The following is a 16,569-nucleotide window of genomic DNA, read 5'->3' on the forward strand; positions in this document are numbered from 1 at the left end:
CTCACCCGGCGTCCCCCGGCCGCACGGTCAGTGCTGAGCCGGCCGGCGGAACGCGCCGTACCACTCGAGCAGCGCGATCTCCCGGGCCACGATCTCGTCCTGATCCTCGGGGCCGGTGAGCACGTGGTTGGCGAGCACCTGGAAGCCGCCCCAGGTGAGCACCCGGGCGGCCGTGGCGGGCTCCAGGTCACGCGCGGTGTGGCCGGCCTCCTGCTCGCCGCGCAGCCACACCTCGGCCAGGTCGGTGAAGCGCTGAATCTGGGCGTTCCAGAACTCCCGCACCACCGCGTCGTAGCCGGCGACCTCCAGCACCGCGGCGAGCAGGTGTCGCCGTTCCCGGTAGTAGCGGATGTCCAGGACCATGGCTGCCACGATGCCTTCGAGGCCTTTTTCCGGCGCGGTCGAGCTGATCAGGTCGTAGGCGCCGTCGGCGAGCGGCTCGATGAGCCGCAGCAGCAGCTGGGTCTTGTCCCGGAAGTGCAGGTAGAAGGTCGAGCGGACGACACCTGCCTCGGCCGTGATGCGCTGCACACCCAGCTCGGTGAAGCTCGCGCCGCCCGCCAGCAACCGCTCGGTCGCCTCAAGGATCTTGGCGTCGGCGGTCGCCCGGCGGTTGCCCCCGGTGGAGGGACGGCGGGTGACAGAGGCCATAGGGCGAGTTTAGAGGTGAGACCCTACGCTTGTGCGAGACACCATGTCTCGACACACCGTCTTGTCCACCTGGACTCACCGTCCTGTTCACGCGGAGACAGCAACGTGACCCCTCAGCGGCCCACACTCGTGCTCGTACCGGGCGCCTGGCACCTCCCCGCCACCTTCGACCTGCTCCGTGGCGAGCTCGACGCGCTCGGCTACGCCAGCCGCGCGGTGAAGCTGCCGACCACCGGCCCCGAGCCCCGTGGCGGCCTGCGGGAGGACGCCGAGGCGATCCGCACGGCGGTCAAGGCGATCGAGGGCCCGGTCGTCGTGGTGGCCCACTCGTACGGCGGCATCCCGGCCACCGAGGGGCTCGCCGGCCTGACCAACGTCCGGCACCTCGTCTACCTGGCCGCCTACGTGCCCGACGTGAACGAGTCGATGTTCACTCTGCACGGCATGCCCGACCCCGACTCGACGGAGGGCCTCTTCCCGATCGGCTCGGACCCGCGGGCCCAGCTCTACGCCGACGTGCCCGACGCGGTGGCCGAGCGGGCCATCAGCCAGCTCGTCGAGCAGCGCCTCCAGCCGTGGGCCGACCGCGCGACAGGGGCCGCGTGGCGCACCCTCCCCTCCACCTACATCCTCACCGAGCGGGACGCCTCACTCCCGGTCGAGCTGCAGGAGCAGATGGCCGTCCGCGCCACCTCCACCCGCCGGGTCCCCACCGGCCACTCCCCGTTCCTCGCCCGCCCGGCCGAGCTGGCCGCGCTCATCGACGAGATCGTCAAGGACTGACCGACCGGTCATCGATCGTCGGGGCCGACCGCAGGGGTCGGCCCCAGCCACCGGGGCTGCCGCTACGCGGACCAGCCCCCCGCCACACCGTCCGTGGTGAAGGCCGCCTCCTCGTCAGGCGAGGAGGCGGCCGGCCGCGCCACGAGACACGGACCGGACCGTTCAGGCCACCCGGCGAAGAGGAGCCCAGATGCCGCACGACCACGCATGGCTGGACATCGCCGGCATCCGCGCGCCGGAGGCCGTCGTCGCGCGCCACCGGCGTACCGGCGCTTGGCGTGCCGAGAGCCCGCTGACCGACCTGTGGAAGTGGCGGGACCGGACGCCGGACGCCCCGGCGATCGTGGCGTACCGCTCCGGCGTGGGGCGCGAACAGCTCTCCTACCAGCAGTACGCCGACTGGGTGGACCGCTTCGCCGCGGGTCTGGCGCAGCTCGGTGTCGGCCCCGGCACCGTGGTCGCCGTCCAGCTTCCCAACTGGTGGCAGACCAACGCGATGCTGCTGGCGGCGCTCCGGGTCGGGGCCGTGGTGGCGCCCCTCATGCCGACGCTCGGCACGCGAGAGTTGGAGCTCATCCTGCGCCGCGTCGGCGCAGCGGTCTGCGTCACGCCCGACGAGTGGCGCGGCACCGACTACGCCGGCCGCCTCGCCGGGCTGGCGCCGAAGCTCCCGCGGCTCCGGCACCGCATCGTGCTGGGTGAGGCACGGCGGTCCGGCGAGGTCGGCTTCACCGACCACTTCGTACGCAGGGACTGGCGGCCGGAGCACGCGACGACACCGGCCGAGATCGACGTCGACCCGGACCGGGCGGCCCTCGTCCTGTTCACCTCCGGGACCACGGGCGGGCCCAAGGGCGCCGTCCACTCGCTGAACACCATCCACGCCCACACCGACTTCCTGCGGGCCTGGACGCGCGGCCCCGCCGATCGCATCTTCACCCCGCACGCGGCCACGCACCTCGGCGGCATTCTCGGCAGCAACCTGTGCCCGCTGCTCGTCGGCGGCTGTTCGCTGATGCTGGATGTCTGGGAGCCGTCGCACGCCGCGACAATGCTGGCGGCCGAAGGGGCCACCTTCCTGAGCGCGGCGCCGGTCTTCCTCAACGGCCTGATGGCCGAGCTGCGCCGGCGAGGTGAGGCGATACCCAGCCTCCAGGTGGTCGCCACCTCCGGCACCACCGTCCTGCCGCAGATCGTCACCGACGTCGTCGACACCCTCGGCGTCACGCTGTACACGGTCTGGGGGATGACCGAGGCCGGCAACACCTTCACGGGCCCGGACGACCCGGCCGACTGGGCGGCGCACAGTGTCGGACGGCCCCCGGTCGGTACGGAGATCGACCTGCGCGCGACCGAACCGGTCACCGAGAGCCGGCCCGGACAGCTGATGATCCGGGGCGCCGGAGTGTGTCTCGCGACGCTGGACCGGGACGGGCAGGGCGTCACCCTCACCCACGAGCAGGACGACGGCTGGTACGACACCGGCGATCTCGCCGTCCCCGACGGCCGGAACGGCATCCGGTTGGCGGGTCGGCTCGCCGATCGGATCGGCGGGGTCTTCATGGTGCCGGCCGCCGACGTGGAGGCCGCGCTGCGCGACCACCCGGCGCTGGCCGACGTGACGCTCGTCGGCCTACCCGGCGAAGACGGCACGGAGCAGATCTGCGCCGTGGTGGTGCCGTCCGGCACGCCACCCGAGCTCGACGAGTTGCGCGAATTCCTGACCGGCCGCGGAATGACCGAGTGGTATCTGCCCACCCGTTCGGTGATCCGGGCGGAACTGCCCTACAACGCCCTCGGCAAGGTGAACAAGGCGCTGCTACGCGCACAGCTGGCGGACGTGGCCTGAGCGCCCCTCGGATAGCGCCTGAGCCCCCACGCCCGCCCTCGTGGGAACGCCGCAGAAAACTAAGCGCGGCGGCTCGTGCCGGTGCGGAAAGATCGATCACGGAGGTGATCCACGCGCGGACGCGACTGCGGCAGCTGCGGATCGGCTGGCAGCCCGAGGAGCGAGGTGGCACGTTCGTGCTCTCCGAGGACGAGCACGCGGCCGGCTTCGCGCTGCCCGCGTTCCTGCCGACCGATCGGCTGCCGAGGTCCGCGGGGACCGCTCCGCCGACGGAGCGACAGCCCGGTGGGCGCGGGTCCGGGCCGTAGCGGCGGGTGCGGGGGATAAGTGGCTTGCAGCGGCGCGGGGTTGAGAGGTTGACTGCTCGCCATGCCGCTCCCCGCACCGATCTTCGTCGCGGGCACGGGTCGTTCGGGAACGTCACGGATCGCCGACATCATCGGCGAACATCCGCTGATCCATCGGATTCCCATGGAGACCCGGTTCCTCGTCGACCCGGATGGCCTGCGGGACCTGGCCGACGCGCTCACCCATCGATACGACCCCACCGTCGGTGACGACCGCGGCAGAACCATTCCCGAACTGGTCGGCGAGGAGCGCTACCGGGACGCGGTGCAGCGGCTCTGGCCGCAGTTGATCGCGTACACGTACGACGAACCCGCACCCGCGGAAGGCTTCGGGAACGCCGACCGTCCCGCCGGGCCGTTCGAGCCGCTGAGCCGCCGGCGGGTACTTCCCAGGTATTTCAGCGACCGGGGCGAACTGTTCGGCATCCTGCGGGGCCTGATCGACACCATGTTCGGCGGTGCAGCCGCCGACGCGGGCAAGCCGACCTGGTGCGAGAAGACGCCGTTCAACCTGCTGTACATGGAGTTCCTCTGGGAGCTGGTCCCCGAAGCGACCATCGTGCACATCAAACGTCACCCGGTCTCCGTGCTCGCATCCCACCTGTCCCAGCCCTGGGCACCGCCCACCGTCGACGGCGCGCTCGCCTACCTCAAGCCGGTCTACCACCGGTGGCTCACCTGGAAGAACACGGTCGCCCTGACGGGCAGGCGATACGTCGAGGTGAAAGCAGAAGATCTCGCGGCCGACTGGCCCGGGCAGCGCCGCGCCCTCTTCGAACAGCTCGGCGTCGACGACTTCGCCACCCCTTCGGCGTTCCAGTCGCACAAGCTGACGAACCGCAACGACCAGCTCGACGACGAGACCCGCGAGCTCATCGAAGAGGCACTCGGCGAGGTCATCCCGGCCATGGGATATGAGTGACGACTCCGGATGGAGGCAGTCCGACGACCCGCTTCCAAGCCGCCCAGAGGCCATGTCGCCAGAGGCCCCAGGTCAGCTCACTGCTCGTTCAATGGAATGACAGCCGCGCTGCTGCGTCGGAACTCCTCGTCGGGCAGGGCCGGCCGGAGGTCGCCGGCAGGCCGGGGCCGAGCCGGCGCGGCGAACGTCGCGGTTCAGCTGCTCGCGCAGCTCGCCAGCATCAAGCCTGGCTAACGGCTGGTACGCATCATGCGCGTGAAACCGTACGCCGACACCACGTTCAACCAGGTCACGGCACGCGCCAAGGCGGTTCGTGTACCGCCACATCCGCTTTCACGTCTCCCAGCCCAGGAATCGTGCGTGGACCGGATGTGGCAGAACCCGAACCGCGTTCCCGCAGTTCAGGGGCCTGCTGTGTCATTTTCGGCTGTTCGTGGTCGGGCATCGTAGGCAGGTCGGGACTCCGGCCGAGGACCCCAACCGGATCGTCGGCTCCGTAGCGGCCGACGGCGCTCTCGCTTGGCGATCACCACTGTTCGACGGACGGGGCCGCCCGCCGTCGGGGCGGGCGGCCCCGTCAGGCAGATCTGCCGGAGCGGCAGTCTTCTAGCCAGGCAACAGCGACCCGTCCACCTGTCGTCGGACCAGCACCATCGTCAATGCCCCCGCGAGAAGGAACAGCACGCCGAGAAGAATCCAACCGGGCAAACCGTGCTGAATCGCGGTCGCCGTCACGACCAGCGGCGCGAGCATCGAGCCCAGTGCCGCTCCGGTCTGGCTGACACCCTGGTACGCGCCGACGTTGGCCGGGTCGGCAAGCTCGAAGGCGAGCGTCCAACTGCCTGCCTCGGACAGGATCTCGGCGAGGCTGTGTGCCACGGTCGCGAGCATCAGCATCACCACGACGACAGCGATCGCGCCGTAGGCGGACAGGGCGTACAGGCCACAGGCCAGCGCGAGCAAGGTACCGGCCACGCCGACCGCGCGGCCGGCCGAGCGGATGGCTTTCGCCCCGCGTGCCGCCCAGACCTGAAGTAGGGACACGATGACGGTATTCAATGCCAACAGCGCAGCGATGGTCGCCGGGGGTGCCTTCGTCGAGCCGGCGACCCAGAGTGGTACCCCCACCGTGAGCATGCCGACCTGCATGCTCATGACGGCGTAGAGGCCGGTGATGGCCAGATAGGTCCGGTCGCGCAGTGGTGATTGGCGTACGCCGGCCGTCCGAGACCCGTCGGTCGCGGTGCGTTCGGCGCCGCGGTCCATCCGGCGCAGCAAGAATGCGGAGACGAACAGCAGTGCTCCGGTGGTGAGCATCGCCAGCAGATATGCCAGTTTCGTGTCGAGCACGAGGGCGACGGCTGCCAGCGCGGTTCCCACGCCGATGAAAGCGTTGGTGACCACCCGCAGGCGGGCGCGCATCTCCACGCGGTCCGGGCCGGTGAACGACTCGGCGATCATCGTCGTCAGGGCGGTGCGCTGCATGGCCTGTTGTCCGACGGCGGCGCAGGCGACGACAACGAACGCGGCCGGGGTGTGCGCCAGGAGGTAGGCCACCAGCGCCAGGCCCTGGCCGGCGGTCGTGGCGAGCAGCACCCGGCGCGCGCCGACGACACGGGCCAGGTAGCCCGCAGCCAGCGCGGCGGGGACGGCGACCGCCCCGGCGATCGTCAACCCGAGCGCGACCGTGGTCGCGGCGAAGCCGGCGACGTGGGTGAAGAACATCACGCTGACGCTGAAGAAGACTCCCTTGGAAAGCGAGCTGGTCATGGTGGCCCAGGTCAGCGCGCGGGCGACGGGATCGTCCGGACGCAGGTACCGCCGAACCCAGCCGGCCGCCGCCGACCTGTGGCGGTCTGTCACAAGAAGCATGCCGTCAGTTGTCGCAGCGTACTGGCCGGCCACGCCAACGATGTAGCCTTTTGCTTCATGGTCCGGTACGAGCTGCTCGGCATGGATGTCGCCGATCTCCGATTCGCGGTGTCCCCGCTCAACGAGGCGGTGCTGTCCCTGCGGGCTTGGCGCGATCCAGGACGATATCCGCTTCAGTTGCGCTGGCTACGCACGCTCGAAGCCGTGCGCGACAGCCTTGACGAGGCCATGCTGCTCGCATTGACGGACGTACGGCTGTGGACGCCGGATTTTCTCAACCCGCGTCCGCACTCACCGCTGACCCGCTTCGACGACGAACTCGCGAGACTGGCCAGTAACGACCCGGCGGTCATCGAACGAGACCTGCGAGCGGTGCACGGCGCGACGCCACTTCCCGAACCACTACAGGGTTCCGCCGCGGAGGTGCTCAATCGGATCATCGATGCGCTCGCCGCGTACTGGCGGTGCTGTTTCGAGCCGCACTGGCCCCGGATGCGGGCGGTCCTCGAAGGCGACGTCACGTTCCGAGGACGACAAATCGCCCAGCGGGGTCTCGCCACGATGCTCAGCGGATTGTCGGACGCGGTGCGGCTCGTCGGAAACGTGGTCGAGGTACGGCTGCGCTCGAAGCTCGACTACGCGCGACCGGCCAATGGCGAGCTGACCCTGGTGCCGAGCCTGTGGACCACCAACGCCTCGACACCCATCTCGGCCGACGAGCCACCGATGATCCTCTATTCCGCGCGTGGCGCGGCGACCCTGTGGGAGCCGCAGACCCTGCCCGCGCCGGACGGTCTCGCCGGACTTCTGGGCACCACTCGGGCCGGTCTGCTCAACCATCTCGACACGCCCGCCTCCTCCACCGAGTTGGCCGCCCGCCTCGGCGTCACCCCGACCGCGGTCAATCAGCACCTTCGGGCCTTGCGTGCGGGCGGACTGCTGGTCGGCACCCGACACGGCCGATCGGTGCTCTACCGCCGCTCCGACCTCGGCGACATGTTGGTCGCCTCGGCCGCGCCGCATTCGTGAGGCCCTCGTAGGCCGGATGGCCGAGAACTACTGCCGAGCCGCGAGAGGAGCCCAGCCCTTGAGCGACCTTCATGCCGCTGAAAAGCGCGCTGCCAGCTCAGCCAGGTGGTCAGCAGCCCATCGGCGCAGCCGTCCATCAACATCGGCGGACCGCCAGACACCGCCCCGGCGCGACACCTCCGGCACCGCTCACACCAGCAAAGCCCAACCCGAGGGCGTACCTGATCCGGTCGATCCTCGCGGCCCTCGGAGCACTCGGTCGTCCGCGTACGACGACGGCCGCACCACGCAGACGCCCAGGTCTCGGCGCGTTCGCCAAGCCGGCTCGGGTACCGCCACATCCGCTTTCACGTTTGCCCAGCTCAAAGGCTGGAGGTGGGGCGGGCGGGACTCGAACCCGCGACCGAGGGATTATGAGTGGCCCTCGTGGCGGAGACTGCGCCCACTAGCTGCAACTACAGCCACAGTCGAGGCGACTCTCCCGCACTGCAACCACTCGAACCACCCTCACTTCGCACCACAAGCGGCACCACGCGCTCTATGCCGATCGGTCGATCCCATGAGAACCTGAATCCCTCGCGTGATCACACGACTACCTACGGCTATCTCCGCTGGAGGCGCGCATGGCCCAGATGTCGCTCTTCGGTCCCAGTGACGCGGGACCTGACCCGAAGCCGGCCGACGACCGCCCTGTGCGGCTACAGCTCCTGATCACTGTGAAGGCTGCACCGAACCCCTCAGAGAAGTACGGAGAGACCGTTTGCGTAGCGGGGCTGCGGACGGACGTGCTGCGGCCGACGTGGGTTCGCCTCTACCCGATCAACTTCCGGCATCTCGACAGTGACGAGGCGTTCAAGAAGTACGACATCATCTCCGTCGATGCCAAACCGGCGCGGCAGGATCAGCGGCGCGAAAGTTGGAAGCCGATCATGGACAGGATTCAGAAGGAGCGCCATCTCGACGGCTGGAGGTCTCGACAGCCGTTGCTTGATCCGGCTATCGAGGATTCGATGTGTCGCCTCAACCGCGACGCTCAGGAGCGCGCTGACGCGCAATCGCTGGCACTCGTGCGGCCCAAGGAGGTTCACGATCTCAAGGTCAAGCCGCACCCTGGCTGGAGCGCTGACGAGCAGCGCAAGATCGAGGCGTACGCGAGTCAACCGGACCTCTTCAGCGGCCGGAGCAGATCTCCGCTACAGGCGCCCCGCTTCAAGGCGGCGTACCACTACCGCTGCCAGGAACCCGGGTGCAACGGACACAAGCAGCACATCATCGACTGGGAGTTGGTAGCGCTACAGCGTCGGCTCGCTGGCTACTCCGACGCCGCGCTTCGGGATGCGCTGGAGGCCAAATTTCTGGAGGAGATGTGCGCGCCTAACCGTGACGTCGCCTTCTACGTCGGCAACCAGGCCAAGCGCGTTCACGTTTTCAGCGTGCTGGGCGTGTACTGGCCGAAGCGATAGGCATACGGTCTTCGAGCGCGCGCATCACGACCTGGCGGTGGCACCGACTCTCATCCGCCTCGAAACAGAGCAGCGCCACCAGCTCGCGTTGCGCCGTCTCGGCGAGCGCATCGAGCGCTGCCAGGGACTCAGCGTGACGCAGCCGAGAGGCATACACCGCCCGCGCAGATCGCAACTCCTCGGAGTTGCCACCGAACCCTGGGCGGTTCTCCTTCGGATTACCAAGCTCCCGACGGTGCTCGTAGACGATGCCTTGCGCGGCGAGCGCCTGACTGAGGGCTGACTTGCTGAAGCCACGCTTGCGAGAGATCGGCGTCATCCGAACATCGACTAGGCGCGTGACGCCCATGTCCGCGAGGCCGGTCACAAACTCATCGATGGAGCGGCCCTCGTAGCCGACACCCAGGATACCGGCCCGGTGACTCACAGCTAAGGTGGCGCTCATCGGAACACCCTTTCATGACCCGTCCGCCAAGACCATCGGGACGGCCAAGAAATGTGCCGCCCTGCACAGCTCCGAACGGAAGCGACCGCAGAAGGCAACGGGTTGACTCAGGGCTCTCAGCGGGGCGGCCTACGCGGGTCGGTCGCGGTGATCGGTGCTCGTTGTGGGAGGGGCTGAACCATCTCCGCATCTCCGCATCTCCGCAAACATGGCTGTGAGCTGGGCGAATGCTTGCGGAGATGCGGAGTTCCGTTGAGGGAGATCTCCGCAAGAGAGGTTCATCTCCGCAAGATCGTGCGGAGATGCGGAGATCGATGGTTCCTGATGGTCTGATCTCCGCAGGCTGTTTCCCCTGGTGAGGGTGGGTTGCTGCGGCGTTGCGGAGATGCGGAGATGGTTCAGCGGGTTTCAGCTGTCGTGGCGTTCGACCCAGAACACGGCCCGGTCTCCGCGCTCGTTCTTCCCGGCGCGGATGACGTGATCGCCGCGCCACCGGCCGGCTTGCCCGGTGAGCAGCCGGCCGAGTTGCAGCGGGTTGGGTAGGCGGCCGTTGTGGGTGGTGATGAACTGCCCATCCCACGGGTCATGTTCGTCGCTGCCGAGGTGCATGGGCTCGGCGTCACGGCGCAGGTCAGCGGCCGTCAGACGTCGACCGCCGTGGCGCTCATGCCAGGTGGTGAGGAACGCGCGCCAGCGCGTTTCGTCTTCATCGATCTCCCGTACCTCAGCCGCGTTGGACAGGAACCCGTCGACGCCGTGATGGGCCAGGAATCCCCCGAGGGCTTGCGCCCACGGCGTGAACTGCCGCATTGATAACCCGGCCGCCCGGGGCGCTCCCTGCCGCGTCCAATCGAGCACCAGCACGAGCAGGTGCCACAGCACCGTGAGTTGGTTCGCCGGGGCAGTGATCCACTGGTCAAGATGCGGAATACCGAACGCCGTTTGGTCGCGCAGTTCGGGGCGGGGCATGTCCGGGTCGAGATGCACCCGGACGGTGCGGGAAGCCATGTCCCCGCCGACTTGCAAGTTGTTGCCTGTGGCCATCCACAACCGGTCGTTGACGGTGGCGATGTTGCGCGACGCGCCCAACTGCCGGTCGGACCACACGCCGTTGGTGACCAGCTGGGCGAGCACGGCGGAGTCGATGACGGTGCCCTCGGCGAGGTTGTCCCAGATGACCACGCCGACCTGCTCGGCGAACACGGCAGTGATGGACTTGCGTAGTTCCTCGTCGGAGTAGGCCCAGTTCATGACGCGCTGCCCGTAGAGCATTCCCGGCCCGGCGGTCAGGATCGTCTTCCCGCTCGATGGCATGGTGGCGTCGATGAGCGCGAACGGGGTCAGGGATCGGGTGAAGTGCCGCAGGATCGGCGTTGCCAGCAGCGCCACGTAGTTGGCCCGGTCCGCCGCGCTGGCCCACGGAAAATCACGCAGGAACCGGCCGAGCAGGAACGTCTTCGCCTCGGCTACCTGCTGCGGGGTCGGCTCGTCGGGAACGGCCGGCAGCGCCACCCGGGTTGCCAGGTACAGGCCGGTGGCCTTGTCGTAGCCGGGGGTCTGCAACAGGGTGCCGTCGCGCCGCAGCACCGGTGCGCCGATGATGCCGCGCAGCGGCGCCACACCCGGCCACGTCTTCCCCGCCAGCACCGACGACAGGGTGTCCCGGGGCGGGGTGACTTCCTCCTCGTACATCTCCGGGTCACCGCCGTCGCCCTTGCGGGTCTTCATCCGGTAGACGTAGGCGTGTTCGGCGAGCAGCCCTGCCAGCCCGGCCGGTGTGACCACGCTGGCGGACACCGGCAACGGCGAGTCCTCGTCGGCGGCTGGCGCGAGGTCACCCGAGACGGCTTCCATGTGCACCAGCGACCCGGCCGACACGTACGTGTCCGGCAGAAGCCCGTCTGTCAGGGCGGCTTTTAGGGTGCGGATGGTTTCTGGGCCGGTGCCGATCTGCAAGCGGGTGCTGCTCATGCTGCCCTCCCGGAGTTGTTCAGGTGGCGGGGCTGACGTGCGCCGACGTGTAGCCCGGATGCGATCGTGCGGGCAATCTCCCGATCGCTGAGCGGTCGGCGGCCGGGCAGGGACCGGGCGGCCGGTTCCAGCACGGCGTACACGTCCGCGTCGGTGAGCGCGCCTCCCGCGGCGAGCTGCCCGAGCGCCACCGCGCTGGCGAACAGGGCCGCGTTACGGCCGCCCTCGGCGGCGCCGGTCAGGTGGTCGACCTGCCGGCGGATCGCGGCAGCGACGTACCGACCGCGCCGGTCCGCTGGCAGCGCGACGGCCGCCGGCCGGTACGCCGGCCGCTCGTGCGGCGCGGTCAGCGTGGCGACCCACTCGGGCAGCGGCGCGGGCTCGCAGTCCAACGCCACCACGTAGGGTCGGCTGGCGACCGTCGAGCCGGCGGCCACGACGTAGCCGCCGTGCGCGCGGGTGTCGACCTTCCACCCGAGGCCGCGTCCCCGGCCGCTGGTGGTGTTCCGCAGCTTCGGGCCGGCGTCGGGGTGGCGGTAGTAGAGGTGGCTACCGCCGCTGGGCGTGACCACCGTGTGGGTCACCTCGATCCCACCGTGGCGGGCGGCGAGCGCGGCGAACACGTCCGCACCGTCACGCGCTCCCTCCCACTGCAGGGGCGGGGCGTCGCCGGGGTGCTTGGGCAGGTCCAGGTCGACCACCACCAACCCCGACGGGCCGCACGCCACACCGATTCCGTACGGGCGGGTCGACCACGCCCGGCGAATCCGGTCGGGGTCGGTGGTGGCCCGTTCCTCCCACCCGACGTGACGGCCGGCGGCCCGGCAGCGCGGGTCGGTCAGGTCGCAGCGTTCGGCGGTGCAGCGGGCCGGGAACGCCGGACGCTTCGGCTCATCCGCGTCGGCGAGACGCGGGCGGTCGGGACGTAGCGGGAACACATGCCAGCCACGCGCAGCACAGGCCAGCGCGGCGGCCAAAAGGTCAGGACGGGACACGAGGTCTCCCTTCCGAGTGATCGGAGATTCAGGCGGCGGCGCGGCGGCGAGCGCGGGCGTTGTCGAGGTCGATCAGCAACCCGCCCGCCGTATCGGGCTGCCGCGCGGTGCGTTGGTGGCGCTCGTGCGCGCAGGCCGCGCAGTCACGCCGTTGCAGCCGGACGGGTCGGCCGCTCAGGCTGTCGGCGGCGGAGAGCAGCCGGCCGCAGAGGTGCGGGTAGGGCTCGGCGCCGGTCACCGGTCGGCCGAGCACCGTGCTTGCGGCGAGCCACCGGGCGGCCACCGGGTCACCGCCCCGGCCGAGGCCGGGCCGCGATCGCCGCGCGGCCTACCGCGTGCCGCATGTCGCCGAGCAGCCCGACCAACTGACGGCGGGCGGTCACCTCGGTCGGGGCGAGGGCGACCCTGACGCGCACCTCGGCGTGCTCCCGTCCGGAGGCGGTGCGGACGCGCACGAGGACGGCGCGGGCGTGGCCGGCGTCGACCACGATTTCGTCGGATCGGTGCTCGCCGAGGTTGCAGCGGTGGTCGCGTCCGCACCAGTCGGTGTGTCCAGCGGACCGCCGGTTCATCGGGTGGCCTCGGTGCGCAGCCGGCGGAAGTAGTTGAAGACGCGGCGGCCGGTGCGCAGCCGCAGCCCTCGGTCACAGCGGCGGCAGGCGCGGGGGCGGCGTAGGACGCGGGTGGTGATGTGGCCGGTTCCGGCGCACCGGTCGCAGCGTTTGAAGGGGCTCACCGCGCACAGCCCGGCGTAACCGAGTGTGACGGCGGTGGGGATCGCGGTGAGGACGATAGCGGCGGTCAGGTGGGGGTTCACAAGTGCCTCCCAGGGCCGTTTTCGGGTGCACGAGGCCGTGAGCTGCTAGCTACTAGCGGGCAGCTCATGATTCGGTTCGGGTGCTAGCGGGGGTGCTAGCGCTAGCAGGTCGGACCGCTAGCGCTAGCACCCTGCGGAGTTGTCAGCCGGCGGACCGCTTGCGGTCACGCTCCGCGATCGCGGCGAGCAGGTCGGTGTGCTTGATGCCGCGCCGGGTGACGGGCTTGCCGTCGATGCGCCGCCCCACGTCGGCGACCTTGATCGCCGGGTGGGGCTTGAGGGCGGTGGTGAGTTGCGCGGCCTCCCAGCCGCCGTAGACCTCGGGCCGCAGCTCGGCGAGCAGGCCGCACAGCGTCTCGTTCCACGCGGCCTTGTCGTCGCCCGGCCAGATCCGGGCGAGGTCTCCGAGGACGTCCGCCACCGGGGCAACCTCGCGGGTCTGCTCGTCGGGCTTGGGCAGCGTCCCGGCCGTCTGCCGCAGCGTGACGGCGCGGGCGACGATGCGGCCGGCGGCGGTGGTGTCGACGTAGAACGAGCGGACCGATGCCGCCTTGGGGCCGAAGCCGCGCAGGATGCCCCACCCGGCCTCGCTGACCGGCTGAAACACGGTCGCCCGGTAGCCGTTCTTGTACGCCGATGTCCCGAGGATCATGTCGTTCGCCGTCTGGTCCGCGACGGAGAGGCAGAACCGGGAGTTGACGTTGCGGGTGATGCCGGTCGGCAGGCTGTCCTTGTCGGGGATCTGCGTGCCGATCAGGATGATCACCCCGAGCGCCCGGCCGAGCTTGATGACCTTCTCCAGGATCTCGCCGGCTTCCTTGCCGTACTTGCTGGTCATCAACTCCTGCAACTCGTCGAACCACGCCACGAGAGGATGCAGGCCGGACCCCTTGAGGCTGGCGAGCTCCGGGGTGACCTTGTTCTCGGGCGCCTTCCCGAGTCGGGCGTAGTGCTCGATGCGCTTCGAGCGGCGGCGGCACTCCTCATACAGCCACTCGATGAAGGCGAAGCAACGCGCGAGGGTGTCGTCATCGAAGCCGTTGCCGTACTCGCTCATGACCGGTTCCAACACAGCGAAGTCCCCGACGCCCTTCAACTCGTACCCGCGAATCTCGGCACGCGGGTCCAGGGCGGCAGCGAGGATCAGATCCCGCAGCGCGAACGTCTTGCCCGATCCGGGCTGACCGCCGAAGAGGAAGTTGCGGAACATCAAATCGACGCTCACCGGGTCGAGGCGGGGCGTGGTGGCGAACGGGAACGGCTTGAACACGTCCACCTTGGCCGTCGCCGAGAGCAGCGGCCAGGCGGGTTGCTTCATCTGCGACGCCGGTTCATACCCCACCCACAACGCCAGGCGGCCTGTGTGACCGGGTGCCGGTTCGGGCCACACCTGATCCAGCGGCAGCCGCATCGCCGAGGCCAGCTTGCCCCGTCGGGCGACCACCTCGGCCGCTTCCACCCCGTACGGCAGATCGACCACCGCGAGGTGGCCGGGGCCGTCACGGTGGATGTCGACCGGGAAGCTGATCGCCTTCGGGTCCTTGGCAACCGCGCTGTTGATCGCGGGCATCTGCAACGAAGTCAGCGCCCGCCGCACGAGGTTGGCGGTGAGCTTGCGGTAACGGGTGCCCTCCGACACCCGGTCGGTCAGCGGCTTGTCGACCGGGCGGCCCCGGGTCGCCAGCAGCGGCACCACCACCGCCCCGGCCACCCACCGCCACCACTCCGGCCCAGCCGCGAGGACGATCACGCCGGTTCCGGTGCCCGCCGTGCCAGCGGCGAGGACCCACCACCGCCACACGCTCTGACGCTGCCGGCGGGCGTCCAGCTTGAGCCAGGTGTCGGCGTCACCACGGGTCGCCGCGGCTTGCCGTAGGTGCCAGTTCCCTTCCTCGGCGGTCGCCCACCGCAGCGCCTGACCGATCCCCCGCACCGCGCCGATCGGCGCCCACGCGAGGGCCTTCACCGCGTACTTGGGTAGGCGCACGCCGTGGTACGCGGCCACGTAACCGGCGTCCTTGGTCTGATGCTTCACAGCGGCCCGCAAGGCGCGGCCGGAGCGAGCCCAGTCGGCAAGGATCGGCCGCCGTTCACGCTGCCGCGCCAGCACGTCACGCGGGATGTCCTCGGCGGCGTCGACCGGGCCGCCGAGGCGTTCCGGCCCGTCTTCGATGCTCTCGGCGTCGTCGTCGCCGGTGTCGTCGTCCTCGGCGGTGTCGTCGGCGGGCCGGGGGCGGGGCAGCCGGCGGGCGCGGGCGTCGTCCAGGTCGACCACCTCGGCGCCCACGCCGCCGGTGGTGTCGGTCAGGTCGTTCTCTGCGGCCTGCCAGTCGAAACGGTCATCGTCTCGGGGGGAGGTCATGATGGGGGTTCCTCCAACGGGTCCGTTGGTTCGGGTCAGGTGGGGGCCGGCGGCGCGGCGCAGGTTGGTCGCCAGGGGCTGCGCCGCCGGGCCGGGGGGTCAGAAGCCGATGTGCAGGTCACCGGTCACCGCGTCGGCCTGCCGGCCGACGCGGGCGTTGCCGGCGCGGATGTTCTCCGTCCGGGCGGGCGTGGTGTCGGGGGTCGGGGTGTCCTTGCTGGCCTTGCGGGTGTCGCTGCGGCGGTGGATCTGGCCGACCTGCACGGCGACGCGGTCGTTTCCGGATGCGCGGTTGATGCGGCCCACGGATGGGCTCCTTTCGGGTTGCGGGGCTGGCTGGGTGCCGGGGGATGATGAGTGCTCCCCCGGTGGGTCCTTGCGGTCGATCGGTGGGCCGGCGGCACGGTGCGGTTCCTAGGCCGGTGTGCCGTGCCGCCGGGCGGGGCTAGTGGGCCTCGCGCACGAGGTGGGCCAGTGCGGCGCCCATGCCGAGTACCGCGACCGGGAGGCAGGCCACGGCGGTGGTGATCCACCACGGGGCCGAGGTGACGCCGGCCGCTTCCAACAGGTGGTAGGCCACCTGCCCGAGCGCGCCGACGAGAAGCGAGGCGATCGCGGACCACTTGGCGAACCGGCGGGCACGCTCGGGCACCCGGCCGGACAGCCACACGTAGAGCGCGTACGCGCCGTACGTCTCGACGCCGATCGGGAGCGTGATCGCGGAGTTGAGGGAGAAGCTGTCCCAGATGCCCGGCAGCGGGTGCACCACGCCGAACCCGGTGAGTCCGCCGAGTCCGACCCACCCGGACCAGATGGCGACGAACGCCGGCAGGGCCAGCAGCACCACCGGCCAGACCACCGCCGGCCGGGACGGCTTGGCCGGCGCGGGCGGGGTGGGCGTGTCCGGGTGACCGACCGTGCTGACCTCGGTGACCGGGACGGCCGGCGTGATCTCCGGCGTAGGGGTCGGGTCTGCCACGACCGGGGGCGCGGGCTCGGGTACGACCGGGGTCGGCGGTGGGTTCGGGCCGATCGGCTCGGCGTAGTCGAGCCGGGGCGCGGG

The 16,569-nt window shown here is 70.3% G+C and carries 16 protein-coding genes, 1 tRNA gene and 1 pseudogene; 6 read left to right on the forward strand and 12 right to left on the reverse strand.

What is annotated here, in order from left to right; all coding sequences use genetic code 11:
* Positions 1 to 27: 27 nt before the first annotated feature.
* A complete protein-coding gene (locus E1211_RS03630; RefSeq protein ID WP_132345345.1) occupies positions 28 to 651 on the reverse strand; it encodes a TetR/AcrR family transcriptional regulator in 624 nt (207 codons plus the stop codon).
* A gap of 105 nt (positions 652 to 756) precedes the next feature.
* Here E1211_RS03630 and E1211_RS03635 point away from each other — a divergent pair, with 105 nt between their 5' ends.
* The 4 genes from E1211_RS03635 to E1211_RS03650 all read left to right on the forward strand — a co-directional run bounded on the left by E1211_RS03635 (position 757) and on the right by E1211_RS03650 (position 4,552).
* On the forward strand, positions 757 to 1,434 hold the full coding sequence (locus E1211_RS03635) for an alpha/beta hydrolase (protein WP_165947158.1): 678 nt from the start codon (positions 757 to 759) through the stop codon (positions 1,432 to 1,434).
* A 190-nt stretch (positions 1,435 to 1,624) separates the two neighbouring features.
* Positions 1,625 to 3,283, forward strand: a complete 1,659-nt coding sequence (locus E1211_RS03640; protein ID WP_132345349.1) for an AMP-binding protein — start codon at positions 1,625 to 1,627, stop codon at positions 3,281 to 3,283.
* A 104-nt stretch (positions 3,284 to 3,387) separates the two neighbouring features.
* Positions 3,388 to 3,591, forward strand: coding sequence for a hypothetical protein (locus E1211_RS03645; protein WP_132345351.1), 204 nt, complete (start codon positions 3,388 to 3,390; stop codon positions 3,589 to 3,591).
* 61 nt (positions 3,592 to 3,652) lie between these two features.
* Entirely contained in the window at positions 3,653 to 4,552 is a 900-nt protein-coding gene (locus tag E1211_RS03650; RefSeq protein WP_132345353.1) for a sulfotransferase, read from the forward strand.
* A 606-nt stretch (positions 4,553 to 5,158) separates the two neighbouring features.
* Here the strand turns inward: E1211_RS03650 and E1211_RS03655 are convergent.
* Positions 5,159 to 6,457 (reverse strand): MFS transporter, encoded by a 1,299-nt coding sequence (locus E1211_RS03655; RefSeq protein ID WP_243709321.1) that lies wholly within the window; start codon positions 6,455 to 6,457, stop codon positions 5,159 to 5,161.
* A gap of 24 nt (positions 6,458 to 6,481) precedes the next feature.
* Between E1211_RS03655 and E1211_RS03660 the strand changes: the two genes are divergently transcribed.
* Entirely contained in the window at positions 6,482 to 7,453 is a 972-nt protein-coding gene (locus tag E1211_RS03660) for a helix-turn-helix transcriptional regulator (RefSeq protein ID WP_132345355.1), read from the forward strand.
* Between the two features lie 376 nt (positions 7,454 to 7,829).
* On the opposite strand, the gene E1211_RS03665 is transcribed toward E1211_RS03660, so the two are convergent.
* A tRNA-Met gene (locus E1211_RS03665) sits at positions 7,830 to 7,918 on the reverse strand.
* A 158-nt stretch (positions 7,919 to 8,076) separates the two neighbouring features.
* Here E1211_RS03665 and E1211_RS03670 point away from each other — a divergent pair.
* Positions 8,077 to 8,916 carry a hypothetical protein gene (locus E1211_RS03670; RefSeq protein WP_132345357.1) on the forward strand — a complete coding sequence of 280 codons (840 nt, stop codon included), beginning with the start codon at positions 8,077 to 8,079 and terminating at the stop codon, positions 8,914 to 8,916.
* Here E1211_RS03670 and E1211_RS03675 read toward each other — a convergent pair.
* From E1211_RS03675 to E1211_RS03715, 9 genes and pseudogenes are all read right to left on the reverse strand, one after another.
* The gene (locus E1211_RS03675) at positions 8,882 to 9,361 is read right to left on the reverse strand and encodes a DUF488 family protein (RefSeq protein WP_243709322.1); all 480 of its coding nucleotides are present in this window, start codon (positions 9,359 to 9,361) and stop codon (positions 8,882 to 8,884) included. The genes E1211_RS03670 and E1211_RS03675 overlap by 35 nt on opposite strands.
* A gap of 408 nt (positions 9,362 to 9,769) precedes the next feature.
* Positions 9,770 to 11,332 (reverse strand): hypothetical protein, encoded by a 1,563-nt coding sequence (locus tag E1211_RS03680; RefSeq protein WP_132345359.1) that lies wholly within the window; start codon positions 11,330 to 11,332, stop codon positions 9,770 to 9,772.
* Positions 11,329 to 12,327 (reverse strand): bifunctional DNA primase/polymerase, encoded by a 999-nt coding sequence (locus tag E1211_RS03685; RefSeq protein WP_132345361.1) that lies wholly within the window; start codon positions 12,325 to 12,327, stop codon positions 11,329 to 11,331. Before E1211_RS03685 ends, E1211_RS03680 begins: the two co-directional genes overlap by 4 nt.
* 28 nt (positions 12,328 to 12,355) lie before the next feature.
* A complete protein-coding gene (locus tag E1211_RS03690; protein WP_132345363.1) occupies positions 12,356 to 12,610 on the reverse strand; it encodes a hypothetical protein in 255 nt (84 codons plus the stop codon).
* Positions 12,611 to 12,614: 4 nt separating this feature from the next.
* Positions 12,615 to 12,899 (reverse strand): hypothetical protein, encoded by a 285-nt coding sequence (locus tag E1211_RS03695; protein WP_132345365.1) that lies wholly within the window; start codon positions 12,897 to 12,899, stop codon positions 12,615 to 12,617.
* Entirely contained in the window at positions 12,896 to 13,144 is a 249-nt protein-coding gene (locus tag E1211_RS03700) for a hypothetical protein (RefSeq protein ID WP_132345367.1), read from the reverse strand. The genes E1211_RS03695 and E1211_RS03700 overlap by 4 nt, the downstream gene beginning before the upstream one ends.
* A 142-nt stretch (positions 13,145 to 13,286) precedes the next feature.
* A complete protein-coding gene (locus E1211_RS03705) occupies positions 13,287 to 15,506 on the reverse strand; it encodes a cell division protein FtsK (protein WP_132345369.1) in 2,220 nt (739 codons plus the stop codon).
* Positions 15,507 to 15,605: 99 nt separating this feature from the next.
* Complete coding sequence (locus E1211_RS03710) at positions 15,606 to 15,812, reverse strand: hypothetical protein (protein WP_132345371.1); 207 nt, start codon at positions 15,810 to 15,812, stop codon at positions 15,606 to 15,608.
* A 139-nt stretch (positions 15,813 to 15,951) separates the two neighbouring features.
* Positions 15,952 to 16,569, reverse strand: a pseudogene (locus tag E1211_RS03715) (ABC transporter permease); the annotation flags it as partial.

The sequence above is a fragment of the Micromonospora sp. 15K316 genome (assembly GCF_004348525.1).
Lineage (GTDB): Bacteria > Actinomycetota > Actinomycetes > Mycobacteriales > Micromonosporaceae > Micromonospora.

Coding starts and splice junctions, on each gene's coding strand:
- E1211_RS03630 (WP_132345345.1), bottom strand. CDS start 651: ATGGCCTCTGTCACCCGCCGTCCCTCCACCGGGGGCAACCGCCGGGCG.
- E1211_RS03640 (WP_132345349.1), top strand. CDS start 1,625: ATGCCGCACGACCACGCATGGCTGGACATCGCCGGCATCCGCGCGCCG.
- E1211_RS03650 (WP_132345353.1), top strand. CDS start 3,653: ATGCCGCTCCCCGCACCGATCTTCGTCGCGGGCACGGGTCGTTCGGGA.
- E1211_RS03660 (WP_132345355.1), top strand. CDS start 6,482: ATGGTCCGGTACGAGCTGCTCGGCATGGATGTCGCCGATCTCCGATTC.
- E1211_RS03670 (WP_132345357.1), top strand. CDS start 8,077: ATGGCCCAGATGTCGCTCTTCGGTCCCAGTGACGCGGGACCTGACCCG.
- E1211_RS03675 (WP_243709322.1), bottom strand. CDS start 9,361: ATGAGCGCCACCTTAGCTGTGAGTCACCGGGCCGGTATCCTGGGTGTC.
- E1211_RS03680 (WP_132345359.1), bottom strand. CDS start 11,332: ATGAGCAGCACCCGCTTGCAGATCGGCACCGGCCCAGAAACCATCCGC.
- E1211_RS03695 (WP_132345365.1), bottom strand. CDS start 12,899: ATGAACCGGCGGTCCGCTGGACACACCGACTGGTGCGGACGCGACCAC.
- E1211_RS03705 (WP_132345369.1), bottom strand. CDS start 15,506: ATGACCTCCCCCCGAGACGATGACCGTTTCGACTGGCAGGCCGCAGAG.